At 42.2% G+C, this 14,176-nt stretch carries 12 protein-coding genes; 1 reads left to right on the forward strand and 11 read right to left on the reverse strand.

Annotated elements, in window-relative coordinates; genetic code table 11:
• Positions 1-11 precede the first annotated feature (11 nt).
• The 10 genes from mdoH to H3302_RS03390 all read right to left on the reverse strand — a co-directional run bounded on the left by mdoH (position 12) and on the right by H3302_RS03390 (position 10,680).
• On the reverse strand, positions 12-1,994 hold the full coding sequence (gene mdoH / locus H3302_RS03345; protein WP_036970731.1) for a glucans biosynthesis glucosyltransferase MdoH: 1,983 nt from the start codon (positions 1,992-1,994) through the stop codon (positions 12-14).
• The gene (locus H3302_RS03350) at positions 1,966-3,630 is read right to left on the reverse strand and encodes a glucan biosynthesis protein (protein WP_182396143.1); all 1,665 of its coding nucleotides are present in this window, start codon (positions 3,628-3,630) and stop codon (positions 1,966-1,968) included. Before H3302_RS03350 ends, mdoH begins: the two co-directional genes overlap by 29 nt.
• Positions 3,631-4,027: 397 nt before the next feature.
• Positions 4,028-4,267 (reverse strand): hypothetical protein, encoded by a 240-nt coding sequence (locus H3302_RS03355; protein WP_036970723.1) that lies wholly within the window; start codon positions 4,265-4,267, stop codon positions 4,028-4,030.
• Positions 4,268-4,324: 57 nt separating this feature from the next.
• Entirely contained in the window at positions 4,325-5,176 is an 852-nt protein-coding gene (gene panC, locus H3302_RS03360; RefSeq protein WP_036970720.1) for a pantoate--beta-alanine ligase, read from the reverse strand.
• Positions 5,176-5,970: a 3-methyl-2-oxobutanoate hydroxymethyltransferase gene (gene panB, locus H3302_RS03365; protein ID WP_036970718.1), complete on the reverse strand. Its 795-nt coding sequence runs from the start codon at positions 5,968-5,970 to the stop codon at positions 5,176-5,178. The genes panC and panB overlap by 1 nt, the downstream gene beginning before the upstream one ends.
• A gap of 29 nt (positions 5,971-5,999) precedes the next feature.
• A complete protein-coding gene (gene folK, locus H3302_RS03370; RefSeq protein WP_118844031.1) occupies positions 6,000-6,488 on the reverse strand; it encodes a 2-amino-4-hydroxy-6-hydroxymethyldihydropteridine diphosphokinase in 489 nt (162 codons plus the stop codon).
• Positions 6,489-6,490: 2 nt separating this feature from the next.
• Positions 6,491-7,777 carry a polynucleotide adenylyltransferase PcnB gene (gene pcnB, locus H3302_RS03375; protein ID WP_118844032.1) on the reverse strand — a complete coding sequence of 429 codons (1,287 nt, stop codon included), beginning with the start codon at positions 7,775-7,777 and terminating at the stop codon, positions 6,491-6,493.
• A 293-nt stretch (positions 7,778-8,070) separates the two neighbouring features.
• The gene (gene gluQRS, locus H3302_RS03380) at positions 8,071-9,015 is read right to left on the reverse strand and encodes a tRNA glutamyl-Q(34) synthetase GluQRS (protein ID WP_074988884.1); all 945 of its coding nucleotides are present in this window, start codon (positions 9,013-9,015) and stop codon (positions 8,071-8,073) included.
• 20 nt (positions 9,016-9,035) lie between these two features.
• Positions 9,036-9,479 carry an RNA polymerase-binding protein DksA gene (gene dksA / locus H3302_RS03385; RefSeq protein WP_036970706.1) on the reverse strand — a complete coding sequence of 148 codons (444 nt, stop codon included), beginning with the start codon at positions 9,477-9,479 and terminating at the stop codon, positions 9,036-9,038.
• Between the two features lie 211 nt (positions 9,480-9,690).
• Positions 9,691-10,680 carry an AraC family transcriptional regulator gene (locus tag H3302_RS03390; protein WP_036970703.1) on the reverse strand — a complete coding sequence of 330 codons (990 nt, stop codon included), beginning with the start codon at positions 10,678-10,680 and terminating at the stop codon, positions 9,691-9,693.
• A gap of 147 nt (positions 10,681-10,827) precedes the next feature.
• On the opposite strand from H3302_RS03390, the gene H3302_RS03395 reads away from it, so the two are divergent.
• Complete coding sequence (locus H3302_RS03395) at positions 10,828-13,377, forward strand: penicillin acylase family protein (protein WP_118844034.1); 2,550 nt, start codon at positions 10,828-10,830, stop codon at positions 13,375-13,377.
• Here H3302_RS03395 and sfsA read toward each other — a convergent pair.
• Positions 13,367-14,086: a DNA/RNA nuclease SfsA gene (sfsA, locus tag H3302_RS03400; RefSeq protein WP_074988886.1), complete on the reverse strand. Its 720-nt coding sequence runs from the start codon at positions 14,084-14,086 to the stop codon at positions 13,367-13,369. The two genes, H3302_RS03395 and sfsA, sit on opposite strands and share 11 nt — an antisense overlap.
• Positions 14,087-14,176: the final 90 nt, after the last annotated feature.

Below are 14,176 nucleotides of genomic sequence, written 5' to 3' on the forward strand. Positions count from 1 at the left end.
TTCTTTTCGTTTTAGCTTTTAGCAAAGAGTTTTGCTTTTATGCGTTGCTGAGCAAGGCGAACTTGTTTGCGCTTTTTGCCAGGCTTAGCTTTAAAGCTTTGGATTGGCATCACCGTTGGGGTCTCGGTTGGTAATGCGGGAATGTTAAAATTAGCGTGCTCGTCTTTAGGAAGACCAATCTCTTGCTGATGCACACGAAGTGCTGCCAGAGTGTCATCGTTTTGCACTTCGCTTGGGCATAAGAATAAGCCCAATTTACGCATTTTTATGCCTAATCCTATGCTACTTGAGTAACGTACAATCGGGGCTGCTAAAATCAGTCCAACTAAAATAGGTGATAACCACCAAAAGAAAGTCGGGGTATAGTAATAAGCTACACCACCCCAAATAATAGCGGTGATGGTTGAAAATAGAGTATACCCAATTGCTTCTTGCCACGGCACCATGCGTCCTTCACGAGGCTGCGCATCCCAGCTAACTTTCTTACCAAGAAATACACACACTACAAAGTAGCTATGAAACACCATCATGAGTGGCGCGATTACAATAGCAAATACGCTCTCAATGAGTGAGCCTGCGATCAATTTTACACTGCCACCAAAGGCTTTATTGCGATGCACTAAAGTCACTATCAATCCCATAAGTTTTGGTAAAAGTAGTAATACCGCAGTGATAAATAGCAGTGAATCAATTAAATCAGTTTTAGCAATTTGCCAAGTAGGAAATAGCTGGTACGCATGGTTAAAATACACATCACTATTCAGTGCACGCGTAACTGCATCCAAGGTACTTAATGCCAGCATAGATAACCAAATAAGTGATGAGATATACGCAGTGGCACCAAATAAAAAGTGCATTTTACTCATCAGTTTCAAACCTGATTTTGGCAATAAACCGAGATGCTGAATATTACCTTGCACCCATCGTCTGTCGCGAATTGCGTAGTCTAGAATGTTGCTCGGTACTTCTTCATAGCTGCCTTCAATATCGCTGAGTAATAATACATCCCAACCAGAACGGTGTAGCAGTGATGCTTCAACAAAATCGTGACTTAAAATCTCTCCACCAAAAGGGGCATTGCCTTTTAATACAGGAAGACCGCAACATTGCGTGAAGGCTTCAACACGAATAATTGCGTTGTGTCCCCAGTAATTTGCTTGATTGGTTTGCCAAAATGCAGAACCTGTCGCCAGCATAGGGCTGTATAAAATTGAGGCGAATTGTAAAAATCGACCAAAAAAAGTATCTTGGCGAACCGGAATCGGAATCGTTTGAATAAGGCCTGATTTTGGATTACTGATCATGCTTGTGGTTAGCTCAAGCATACATTTTCCTGTCATGATGCTGTCAGCATCAAGTACAATCATGTGCTCGTATTGACTTCCCCAGCGTTCACAAAAATCAGTGAGGTTACCCACTTTACGGTGTTTATTATCTTCACGACGACGATAAAAAGTATGCTGAGCTAAGTCACCTAAACGTGCCGTTAATGCATTCCATGCTTTTAGCTCATTGCGCGCAATCTCTGGATCTTGTGTATCACTAAGTAAATAGAAATCGAAGTTCGGCATTTGGCCCGTTTTAGCGAGCGATCGAAGACTCACTTCAAAACCAGCGATCACACGCTCGGTATCTTCGTTATAAATTGGCATTACGACAGCTGTTTTAGTCTGGCTTAATGCATGTTCGTTAATTTCAATGGGCTTTTGACGTTTAAGCGTCAGTGGGTCAATACGCAGCAGTTGTAAAATAAAGCCCATACAGCCACTACAAAAGGCTGTTACGATCCACGCGAAGGTCACTGAAAATAAAAACAGCAATGCGTACTCAAGCGGTGTCATGCCGTTAGAATTTAAAATATCGAACATGATCCACACACCATATGCAGTAATCGCTAGCGCAAGGCATGAAAATAGCCAAACGCGAGTTTTCTTAAATGGCATTGCGGTTGGTGTTAATGTTTTGCTATTGGACGTCATTTGGATACCAGACATAGCTCCATACCTCGCTGATTTCTTTGTCACGTAGTTTTAACGATAAGCGCATATCGACAGGCTTATCTCCCTCTGGCGCCACTTTAAACGCGACGCGCCATCCTTGATTATTCGGTAACTGCTGAACTGTTTTATCGCTAATCTCACCTGATGACAGTGTTAAATCGGCCTTCATAGCAAAATTTGCAGACAGTTGATTGATGTTTTCACCACTGAAGTCAACAGTAAATTGACGGTGACTTTTTGGTGGTGGATTCTTTTCGCCAGGCAGGGCTGCACTGCCTATGCGTGTTCTTAAAACACTCGCTTTATCTTGAGATGCAAGGGTTGCATTAAAAGTTGATAGCTTATAGCTGAAACTTAAGCTATCGCCTGCTTTCATCGCTTGCTCAGGCACCCAGTAGCTAACAATGTTGTCGTTAGTTTCTGTGTCTGTGGGAATTTCTACCAGCTCAACGCGGCCTTTCCCCCACGAACCCATTGGCTCAATCCACATACTCGGGCGGTTATGGTAATGTGCCTCTGTGTCTAAGTAATTGTTAAAATCACGGTCACGTTGTGCGAGGCCAAATCCCTTCGGATTATCATAACTAAATGATGTAACACTTAATTTTTTAGGGTTGTTAAGTGCTCGCCATACCCATTGACCCTCTGCTGATTGCATTAATAGGCCGTCTGAGTCATGTACTTCTGGACGGTAGTCATCAAAAAACTTGGTGCTGTTTTCACCGTGATAAAACATACTTGTTAGTGGTGCTATACCCAGTTTTTTAATATCTTTGCGGGCAAAAATTTGCATCTGAGTTTTTACTTCAGTGTTTGTCGAAGGTGTTAACTCAAAACGATATGCTCCAGCAACAGATGGGCTATCAAGCAGTGCATAAAGCACGATAGTTGTGTCTTCAGGCGCTGGTTTTACTAACCAAAATTCTTTAAACACGGGAAATTCTTCGCCCGAGCTAAGAGCAGTATCAACCGCAAGTCCGCGGGCTGAAAGGCCATAGACTTGGTGTGGGCCCACTAAACGAAAATAAGAGGCACCTTGGAATACCGCAACTTCATCTTTGTATTCGCTATTATTGAGCGGAAAATGCAGACGAAAACCGGCATGACCCAACTGAGTATTCTTAATTGCAGTGCTTATTTCTGCTTCCAACGGAGCCGCGGTTGCATCGTAACGATAATAATCAGTTTTAAAAGGCAGGCTTTTAACTTCGGCATTTTGCTCTAGGGTATTAATTGCCACCGGTGATTTATATAAAAAGCCAGGATGAAATAATTGCACTTCATATAAGCTTTGATCTTTCCAGATTGCTTGATCTGGGCGAAAGCGAATAGCACGGTAATCTTGATAACCAATGCTGGTTAATGCTTCAAGTTCTAAATCTTTTGGTGCGACATACGGCTCAGAGGCTAACTTTTTAGCGCGAGCAGTGATTACATCAAATAGTTTCTCTTGTGGAATTGTGATCATCGCAGGCTTTTGCTCAACAACGGTGTGCTGTGTTTCAGTTTTTTGTGGCTGAGTTTGGTTTTCAGTTGCGTAAGTATGGCCTGCACTCATGGCTAATAATACGCCCAAGAAGGTCTTCTTTTTAACAGCGCTGAAGAGCTTAGTTCGGGTTTCTGGTTTCATTAATTTTTCCTTTAGCCGTAAATCACGTTTATTCATTCATACCTCTCAGCAAAAAGTGAACCTAAAAAAACACTAATAATCTCAATGACGTTGAGTTGGTACAGCTAAATGCGAAGAGTAAATTTTGAAATTAGTGAGAAACAATTACACGGTAGCAGTTGTTAATTCGTCACCAATATGGAGAAGTTTAATGAACGAAAGCTTGCCCTAATATGAATAGCTTAAAGGATGAACAAAAATATGAACAAAATTAGCAGAGGCTTAATTGAAAAAGTGAAATTGTAATCGAGAAGGAAGGTGCAGGCACTGAACTGACACATACCAATTCGCAATAACACTCAAAATAGAATGTTTAATTAAGTAAATTGATATAATTCAGTGCCTCAGAAAGGCAAATTTATTTAACTTCGCCTAACTTTTCTGCATTCGCTTTACATTGATTGTAAGCTTCGATGCACTTGTTACTACAGACTTTATGAACTAAGCCATCTGCGGTGCTTTGCTGTTCGCAGCTGGCTTCGCATTGATAGTTTTGTTGGGCACATTGTTGCATTTCTGGGTTATCAATCTTGCTTGAGCAAGCTGCTAACAAGGTGAATGCAAACAATGATGCTGCAATAGCTGGTAATTTTTTCATGCTTATCCCTAGTTTATGGCTATTCTTTTAAATCCATCTTACCCAGATTGTTGAAACTTAATCCAGCGTAACTTGCAAATTATCAATTAAACGAACCGATCCTAAGAAGGCTGCGGCCAAAATAACCAGTTGTTTATCCGCTGCTGATGCAGCTTTTAGCGTTGATCGTTCGGCAATCGAGTAATAATCAGGTTTTAGGCCTGCGGCTTCAAGCGTGGCTTTGGCTTTAGCTTCTAATTCAGCGAAATTCGTTTGGCCTTGTTTTAGCTGCTCAGCCGTCTCGTTAAGGGTTGCAAATAATACTTTTGCGGTGTCTTTTTGCTCATCAGACAAATAGCCATTACGTGAGCTCATAGCAAGGCCTGATATTTCACGGCACGTAGGTACACCGACAATCTCGACAGGGATAGAGAGATCGCGTGTCATGGTTTTAATCACTTGCAGTTGCTGAAAATCTTTTTCACCAAAACAGGCAAAGTCAGGTTGCACAAGATTGAATAACTTAGTCACAACGGTGGCGACACCTTTAAAATGGCCGGGACGTGAACCACCGCAATAACCCATCGACACGCCAGGTACATCAACAAAGCTTTGTTCACCAAGGCCATTTGGATAGATGGTTTCAACTGACGGCGTAAACACAATGTCAGTTTCAAGTTCTGCTAGGCCTTGTTTATCTTCGTTGAGCGTGCGCGGGTAGTTGTCAAGATCCTCATTGGCGCCAAATTGCATAGGATTAACAAAAATACTGACGACGACTTTATCGGCTAACGTTTTTGCTTTTTCAACTAATGAAAAATGCCCTTGGTGCAAGTTGCCCATGGTTGGGACGAGTGCAATGCTAAGTCCAGCTTGACGCCAAGCTTTGATTTGACTACGTAACGATTTTATTTCAGTGATTGATTGCATTATTTAAACTCATGTTCGGTACTTGGGAAAGCACCACTTTTTACATCTTCACAATACTTTTGCACGGCTGCTGGCATATTCCCTGTTTCAAGTAAAAAGTTTTTTGAAAACTTAGGGATATAACCAGCTGAAATGCCGACGAGGTCGTGCATAACTAAAATTTGTCCGTCGGTTTGATTGCCAGCACCAATTCCGATTGTCGGGATAGTTAATTCATCGGTAATACGCTTAGCCAATTCACTAGGAATACACTCTAATACCAATAATTGTGCACCTGCAGCTTCAAGCGCTTTAGCATCGCTAAGCATTTTATCAGCTTGTGATTGTTCGCGGCCTTGAATTTTAAAGCCGCCAAATACGTGCACAGACTGAGGTGTTAAACCTAAATGACCACACACAGGTATGCCTTGTTGCGTCATTGCGCGGATGCTGTCGTGTAACCACTCGCCACCTTCAAGTTTGATCATGTTGGCGCCAGCACGCATTAACTCGGCTGCATTTTTACACGCATCGGCAGGGTTTGAGTAGGTCATAAAAGGTAAGTCAGCGATGATGAATAGCTCGCGGCTACCGGCGCGGACACACCGTGTATGGTAAGCAATCTCGCTGTTCGTTACTGCTAATGTGTCATCACCACCTTGTAAAACCATGCCCAGTGAGTCACCGACTAAAATCACTTCGACGCCATTATCATGAAACAATTTTGCAAAGCTGGCATCGTAAGCTGTAAGCGCGGTAATTTTTTGTTTTTCGTGTTTCATTTTATTAAGAGTTGAAACGGTGATTTTAGACATAATTTCCTCTAAGGCTTCGCCTAGGTTGATTACTGCTGAGGGAGTTTTTGTAAATCGTTTAAAGGCAACGTTTTTGTTATATCAGCAAGTGATTGGTTATTCGGTAAAACAAGAGAAGGGGCTATCTCTAATAAAGGATAAACAACAAACTCTCTCTCAACGAGGCCATAATGAGGCACGGTAAGGCGAGGCGTGTCGATCACTTGGTCACCAAATAATAGAATATCAATATCAAGGGTGCGAGGTCCCCAACGTTCTTCTTTACGTACACGGCCATGATCACGTTCTACTGCTTGGGTTAAATCGAGTAGTTGCTCTGGTTGCAGAGCCGTTTTAATACACGCAACCGCATTGACATAGTCGGGTTGATCTTGTGGCCCCATTGGCTTACTTGCGTAATCATGCGATACGCAAACCAGCTCAATTTCTGGTAGCCCTTGTAATGCTGTAATAGCATTACGAATTTGTGTACGTGGCGCATTTAAATTTGCGCCTAACCCTAAATACACTATGTTCATGTTTATTCTGCTTTTTTCTTACGAGGTCGACGGCGGCGTTTAGGGCCACCTTGATGGCCAAGTGCTTTAACCATCTCTTTTTGGCCATTTATATCTTGGCTTAAATACGCCGTCCACCACGTAGCAAGTTCCTGATGTTGCTGCTCACCAGCTTGAACACGTAATAGTAAAAAGTCGTAGGCAGCTTTAAAACGAGGCTGTTGCGTTAACCTGTATGCGCGTTGACCACCGCGTTTATCAAGGCGTTGTTGAATATGCCAGATATCTCTAGCGCCTAACGTGAACCGTTTAGGTACAGCAACATGTTGTGCGCTTTCACTGAGTACCTTATTCATCGCTTGTGCAAATGCATCAAACTCAGAAAGTTGGTCACGTTGCTGTAATTTTTTAGCGATGTCTAATAACGGGAACCACAATAGTGCAGCGAATATAAACGCGGGGGTTACTTTTTTCTCTGCATTGATACGTTTATCTGTGTTTTTAAACATTTGCAGAATAAATGCGTGCTCGAGTCCATCTGGGTTAGCATTCAAAATTTTATCAAGGGCAGGGAATAGGGCTTTGAAAAGGCCATACTGACGCAACATGATATAGTTTTCTTCTGCTTTACCATTTAAAAACAGCTTGAGTGACTCTTCAAATAGACGTGCAGGAGGAATGTGGTCTAATAAGCTTGCAAGCTCTTTCATTGGCTTTTCTGTCGAAGGCGCAATGGTCATGCCTAACTTTGTTGCAAAACGGACTGCACGCAGCATACGTACAGGGTCTTCACGGTAGCGGGTTTCTGGATCGCCAATTAATTCAACCTGTTTGGCTTTTATTGCACTAATACCGTTGGCGTAGTCATAGATGCAAAAATCATTAATTGAATAATACAGCGCATTAATTGAGAAATCTCGACGCTCGGCGTCTTCTTCAATACTACCGTACACATTATCTCGCAGCAGTTGCCCATGTTCGCTTGATTGGCTAACGTGGTTTTTTTCTTCGTCGGCTTCATGATGGCCGCGCATCGTAGCAACTTCAATTATTTCACGGCCAAACACAATGTGCGCTAAACGAAAGCGACGACCAATTAGGCGACAGTTACGAAATAGTTTTTTGATTTGTTCTGGCGTCGCATTTGTAACTACGTCAAAGTCTTTAGGTTGTTGGCCTAACAATATATCTCGAATACAACCACCGACTAAGTAAGCATCGTAGCCACCTTCTTTGAGGCGGTATAATACTTTGATTGCATTTGGGCTAAATTGTTTGCGTGAAATACCATGTTCACTGCGCTCGATCACCAAAGGTAACTCGCTCGTTTGTGCGGCATTTGTTGAAGTCGAGGCATTTGGGCCGATAATTTGCCGACAAAATTGAAAAAGCTTGGAAATAATAATCTGTCTCCTACGACGCGGACTTTGCGACTCATCAAGTATAGCGTGTGTTTTTTCACTTCGTCGATATGAGATTGAGTCAGTAAATGTGTGTTTTATATGACGCTACAGTATGGTGTTAATGATTCGCACACTTTGGGTCGCTATCATATACCAGCGTGGCTCAAAAATTAAGTTACTCTGCCTTTAAAATTGGCAATTTATTTTGTAATGACTTGAAAATCACAAAAAGTGGCGTGTGGATTCTCACTAACTTGTATTTCTAGCGCTGTTGGGATGTTTTCAATACGGTAGGCTGAGATTGCCCAATTAAGCATTTCTTCGACTGTTGAAGACAATAGAGCAGGCTCTGGGTTTAAACCTAAAAAACGAAACGCATCAAATAATGCTGGTTTTGGCGCTCGTTTTGATATGGCCGGTGCGTAGTTTTGTTTTGATAATTTAAAACCGGGCTTTGCAACAGCCAATGGTAGATGCGCGTAGTTAGGTGCTGGTTGCCCTAGTTGCTTAAATAAGCTGAGTTGTCTTGCTGTTGGCTCGAGTAAATCGGCTCCACGCACCACGTGGCTTATTCCTTGTGCAATATCATCGACGACGACAACCAGCTGATAAGCAAATAAGCCATCACTTCGTTTTATAAGGTAGTCTTCTTTAGCAAGTCGGCTGTCAATATTCACCTGACCTTGAATAAGGTCATGATATTCACTCGTCGCAAATTGCTGAGTTAAGCGCAGTGCAGAATCGTTTAATGGGTGATGTTTTGATTTGCAATACCCTTGGTATATTCCGCCCATTGCTTTGATTTCTTTACGGGTGCAATGACAGGCGTAGACAAGGTTCTTTGTAATGAGTGCGTCAACAACGGCTTGGTATTCAGTATGGCGTTTAGTTTGGTAGATAACGCCTTCGTCCCAGTGCAGCCCATACGCTTCTAGAGTGCGTAATATGTCATCGCTTGCGCCGGGTACAACACGGGTTGTGTCAATGTCTTCTATTCTGACTAGCCACTTACCTTGATTTGATTTTGCATCAAGGAAGCTGCCCACAGCCGCTATTAATGAGCCAAAGTGCAATGGCCCAGAAGGTGATGGCGCAAAACGGCCCCTGTATGTGCGCATAGGCGCATTAACGGCTGTGGTAGACATAGGTTAATTAATGTATGTAATTAACCGCGTCCTGATTGTTTTTCTTTAATTTCCGCAAGCGTTTTACAGTCAACACATAAATCAGCTGTTGGACGCGCTTCTAAGCGGCGGATACCAATTTCGATACCACATGATTCACAATAACCAAAGTCATCATCTTTGATTAATTGAATTGTTTTTTCAATTTTCTTGATCAGTTTACGTTCGCGGTCACGAGTGCGAAGCTCTAAAGAGAACTCTTCTTCTTGTGCTGCACGGTCTACTGGATCTGGAAAGTTAGCTGCTTCATCTTGCATGTGCGATTTAGTACGGTCTACTTCGTTACGTAAATCGTTACGCCAAGCTTCTAAAATTGTTTTAAAATGAGCACGTTGTGCATCATTCATATACTCTTCACCCGGCTGTTCCTGATACGGCTCTAACCCGGCCTGAGCCAATAACCCTAGTCTTTTCTGGTCTGGCATAACTTTCTCCTAAATCCTTAATATTTTGCCCAGCATTAGCCGGCGGCTATAAATAGCAGAATCTTCTGTTTGAGGCAAATTTATTTTTTAATTAATCCTGTATGCCCCAACTTATCGACTTTAAAAATAAGAATGGGCGGTTTTATTCGTTTACACGGCCCGTGCAATTTTTAATTTGCTAAGTTATATGGGCAAAAAATCATATTACAACTTAAAACATGTGTTCATTGAGAAACTTTTTGGGGGTTGTGTCGTACCAGCGTTTAAATGCGCGTTGTAAAGCACTCTGCTCTGAAAATCCCAGTTTATTGCTGATCTCAAGCACTGAATAGCCTTGCAGTAACATGCGTTTTGCGTGTTGTTTTCTTTGCTGATCAATTAACTTTGTGAAGCTTAGTTGCTGCCCAGTGAGGTAGCGCTGCAAGCTGCGTTTCTTTAAGCCTAATTGTAATGCGGCTTGCTCAACACTTGGAATAACAGGGAATTGGCAGGCAATAAAGGCATTTAATTCATTAATATGATCTGCATACGGCGTTAAATCTCCCGCTTGCGATAACAAGAGTTGTTCAAGCTCTGGGTTTGGCGAGTGTAAACGGCTATTAAGTAGTTTTTCATTAAAAATAAGGCTGTTGGATTTGGCACCAAATTCGATAGGGCAGTTAAAAGTATGCTGATAAATGTGCACACTCGCAGTGCTCGGAATGGGTCTGGTAAGGGTTACTTTTTCAAGCGCAAGTTCAGCGTTCTGCTGGCAGCAGTGGTTTGCAAACGATAACCAACTACTAAACAGTTCATCTACCATGTAATGTCGTATTGGGCTTCGTGCATGCCAGCTCAGTTGGCATTGCTGCTGCACTTTTCTCAGCTCTATTCGACCAATGTTTCTTACCAGTGAATTTAATCTTTGCGCATGCTGCAGCGCTTTCTCAAGATTTTGACTCACCAAGGCGACATGCCCCAATAGCCCCCAGTTTTGTGCTTTGAGTGATTGACCAAACAAAAGGCCTATATGCTCTTGCTTAAGCTGGGTGTCAGCATAATGCATTAACGATTCGTAATCTGATACAGGAAATCGGTAGCTAGTTTCATTGAGATAACAGCGGCGCTCAGCAAGTAATGCATGCAGCTGTTCTTTTTCAAGCCCTTGTTTTTGTAAGAAATAGACCAAGGAGCGAATGATTTGGCTATTGACATAAAACATAGTCGTTCATTTTTTATTATTATTAGCAACAGTTAAGCTGCATGACTAGGCGCGCAAAGTCAATATTTTGCGTGGAGGGTCAAGATTTAGTCTTTTAATTAAGGCAAGCTGGTTGATGGATATAATACTCATAATAAAGGAAGCACAATGAAACTTCATCCAATAATGTTCAGCATTGCAGCCGCATTTCTTGCTGTAGGTTGTAACTCAGATAACGATAATAAAACCGTTGAGCCCCCCGTTACGACAACACCCGAACCTGAAGATGTTGTAAAGGTCGCAATACCTACTTTTGCAGATAACAAGACGCTTGATGCCAATATTCGTTGGACAAGTTATGGCGTCCCACATATTACAGCATCAAACCTTGAAAGCTTGGCATTTGGCAGTGGCTATGCTTATGCAAAAGATCATGCGTGTTTATTAATGGATCAAATAATTAAAACCCGCGGCGAGCGTGCTAAATACTATGGCCCTGATCAAGTTGCGGGGAGTGGTGATTCAAAACACTTAATCTCTGATTTTGGTTATAAAGCACTAGGTGTAAATGAGTATGCGGCGGAACATTATGCTGAATTAGATGAAACAAGTCGTGCTCATTTTGAAGGGTTTGTGCAGGGCTTCAATAAATATGTGACTGATACGGGGGCTGAAAATTTAGCGCCTGAATGTGCATCTCAGCCTTGGGTTATTAGCTTAACGGCTCAAGATATGCTGGCTTATTCAATGGCGACAGTGCAACTTGCAAGCTCAGCTAACTTTTTAGAATTAGCATTTTTTGCAAACCCAGGTGATGGTGATGAGTATTTGCCTGTGCCAAGTGGTAGTGAACCGAGTGCCGTTTCGAGCCTTGTTAAAAATATAAATCAGCAAGCAAAGCAATTTAAGTTAGAGAAGAAATTTGAGCACTTGGGCTCAAATGGCTGGGGGCTGGGTAAAGAGATGATGGCCAACGGTCAGGGCGGATTATTAGCAAATCCACATTTTCCTCATGAAGGAAATTTGCGTTTTTGGCAGTCACACTTAACAGTCCCTGGTGCCATGAATGTGATGGGTGGGAGCCTGCAAGGCATGCCTGGCGTTATTAATATAGGTTTTAATGAACATGTGGCCTGGACGCACACCTTCTCGACGGCACGTCACTTTTTAATTTATCAGCTCGCATTAAATGAAAATGATCGCATGAGTTATGGTGTTGAGGGGGAGCAACACACTATTACCAGTAAAATGGTAACGGTGGAGGTTGCTGTGGGGCCAAACACAACGATTGAGCTTACAAAACCATTTTATTACAGCCACCATGGTTTGATGCTAGAAACGCCTGCTGAAAGAGGGTTAGGCTGGAATGACACTCAAGCATTTACCATAAAAGATGCCAATGAATTTAATATGGATGTTGTAGCGCAGTGGTCAGCACTCAACCAAGCCGTGAGTCTTGATGATATGAAAGCGTCATTCGCTCAGTTTGATGGGGTGTCGTTTAACAATACGATGGCAACAGATAAAACGGGCACTGTTTTTTACGTTGATGACAGCACAGTGCTTAAATTAGATGACACTGCTAACCTAGCAATTCGTTTGCAGCCTGAGCTCGTTGCTTTGAGGGAATCAACGGGCTTTGATTTGGTGCCTGGCAACATGAAGCTCTTTGAAAGCCAAGGTAAGGTGCCTTTTTCTGAAGCACCCCAGCTTACGCGGACAGACTATGTACAAAACTCGAATGATAGTTATTGGGTGACAAACTTAAAACAGCCTTTACTTGGTTTTGCTGCGCAGTATGGTGATGTACATAAGCCTTTATCACTAAGAACACGAATGGGTCTGAAGTTATTGCAAGAAGGCGGGGGAGAAGACGGTAAATTTACACTTGATGAATTAGAACAGGCATTAATTGGCAATCGTATCTATTTAGGTGAGCTGGTATTTACCGATTTAGCCTCACAATGTATTGCCCAAGGAAATACACCGGTGCAAGTTTCAGCGGGTATTGACGTGGATATTAGTCCTGCCTGCGATATCGTTGCTAACTGGAATGGTGCTATGAACTTAGATACAGAAGGTGCTGCATTGATCCGTGAGTTTGCGCATCTATTTAATCCTTCAGCACACTTATATAACAACTTTGATGTTACAGACCCGGCTAATACGCCTCATACTCTACGCCAAGATAAAGTTGCATTAAAAGCGCTGGCGCACGCTATGTTAAATGTGCAGGCGAATGGGGTGCCATTAACAAGTACTTTAGCTGAGCTTCAGTTCGTAGAAAAATCACTGGCCGGAGGGCATGCTTCAGGTGAGCAGCTTCCATGGGCTGGGCCGATGCATGTTGAGGGAGGCTTTAATGTTTTCAGATACGATAGAAGTAATTTAACACGCTCTACTCTGATACCTTATGCTGATTATCAAACATTACCGGATGCAGTTACAGGCCAACCTTTAGCGTCAAATTTATCAGCGCAAGGCTACCCTGTGAACTATGGTTCAAGCTGGATGTTTGTGATGAATTTTACTGAGGATGGACCGGTTGCTAAAGGATTATTAACCATGTCACAGAGCTCTGATTCACGTTCAGAGCACTTTGATGATCAAAGCCGTTATTATTCTCAAACAGCAAAACTCAGACCGTTATACTACAAAGAAGCAGATATAGAACAAAATCTGATCGATGAAATTGATATCTCAATGACTAAGCAATAAACGGCACTTCTTCAGCCAGTACAATGTGACTGGCTGAAATCTCTGCTTTATAAGCATATACTTCTACACCACAGTCAACGGCGTGTACTAATAGTTCGCTGTATTTAGCATCTATATGTGATGCGCCACTGACTGTATTAATTCCTTGATGTAATACAGCAAAAAGCAAAACAGCTCGGTGCCCCTGTTGCACCATTTCTATTAACTCGCGCAGGTGTTTTTGTCCTCGCACTGTTTTAGCATCGGGAAAGTAACCTTGGCCAGTTTCTGGCTTTTCTTCTGATAGCAAGGTCACTGACTTAACCTCAACATAGCAATGAGCGGCGTTTTCAGCCGTTAATAAAAAATCGATGCGGCTATTCTCTTGACCGTATTTCACTTCAGCTTGCAGTGTATCGTAGCCATCAAGCTGCTTGATAAGATGATTTTCGAGAGCTTCTTGAACGACTTGATTAGCAACTGCAGTATTAACACAAATTAAATGCCCATGTTGATTTTGGGTGAGTTGTAACGATTGCGGGTATTTACGTTTTGGGTTATCACTGGTTGAGTAAAACGCGTTAAAACCTGGCTCGGCACAGCCTGTCATTTTGCCTGTATTGGCGCAGTGTGCTGTAAATTGTTGATTATCTTGCGTGACTAAATCAGCTAAAAATCGCTTATAGCGCTTTAATAAAGTGGCTGATTGTAATGGAGGATTAAATTTCATTATTTTGTTTTTATTTGAGCTTTTCTATATTGTAAGTGAATAACCAAGCAGAGTGCACCTTCGTTGTCATTTAAGGCGTTATTTATCGCA

Source organism: Pseudoalteromonas sp. MT33b, from assembly GCF_014117385.1.
Lineage (GTDB): Bacteria > Pseudomonadota > Gammaproteobacteria > Enterobacterales > Alteromonadaceae > Pseudoalteromonas > Pseudoalteromonas lipolytica.

Coding starts and splice junctions, on each gene's coding strand:
- mdoH (WP_036970731.1), bottom strand. CDS start 1,994: ATGTCTGGTATCCAAATGACGTCCAATAGCAAAACATTAACACCAACC.
- H3302_RS03350 (WP_182396143.1), bottom strand. CDS start 3,630: ATGAAACCAGAAACCCGAACTAAGCTCTTCAGCGCTGTTAAAAAGAAG.
- H3302_RS03355 (WP_036970723.1), bottom strand. CDS start 4,267: ATGAAAAAATTACCAGCTATTGCAGCATCATTGTTTGCATTCACCTTG.
- panC (WP_036970720.1), bottom strand. CDS start 5,176: ATGCAATCAATCACTGAAATAAAATCGTTACGTAGTCAAATCAAAGCT.
- panB (WP_036970718.1), bottom strand. CDS start 5,970: ATGTCTAAAATCACCGTTTCAACTCTTAATAAAATGAAACACGAAAAA.
- folK (WP_118844031.1), bottom strand. CDS start 6,488: ATGAACATAGTGTATTTAGGGTTAGGCGCAAATTTAAATGCGCCACGT.
- gluQRS (WP_074988884.1), bottom strand. CDS start 9,015: ATGTCTACCACAGCCGTTAATGCGCCTATGCGCACATACAGGGGCCGT.
- dksA (WP_036970706.1), bottom strand. CDS start 9,479: ATGCCAGACCAGAAAAGACTAGGGTTATTGGCTCAGGCCGGGTTAGAG.
- H3302_RS03390 (WP_036970703.1), bottom strand. CDS start 10,680: ATGTTTTATGTCAATAGCCAAATCATTCGCTCCTTGGTCTATTTCTTA.
- H3302_RS03395 (WP_118844034.1), top strand. CDS start 10,828: ATGAAACTTCATCCAATAATGTTCAGCATTGCAGCCGCATTTCTTGCT.
- sfsA (WP_074988886.1), bottom strand. CDS start 14,086: ATGAAATTTAATCCTCCATTACAATCAGCCACTTTATTAAAGCGCTAT.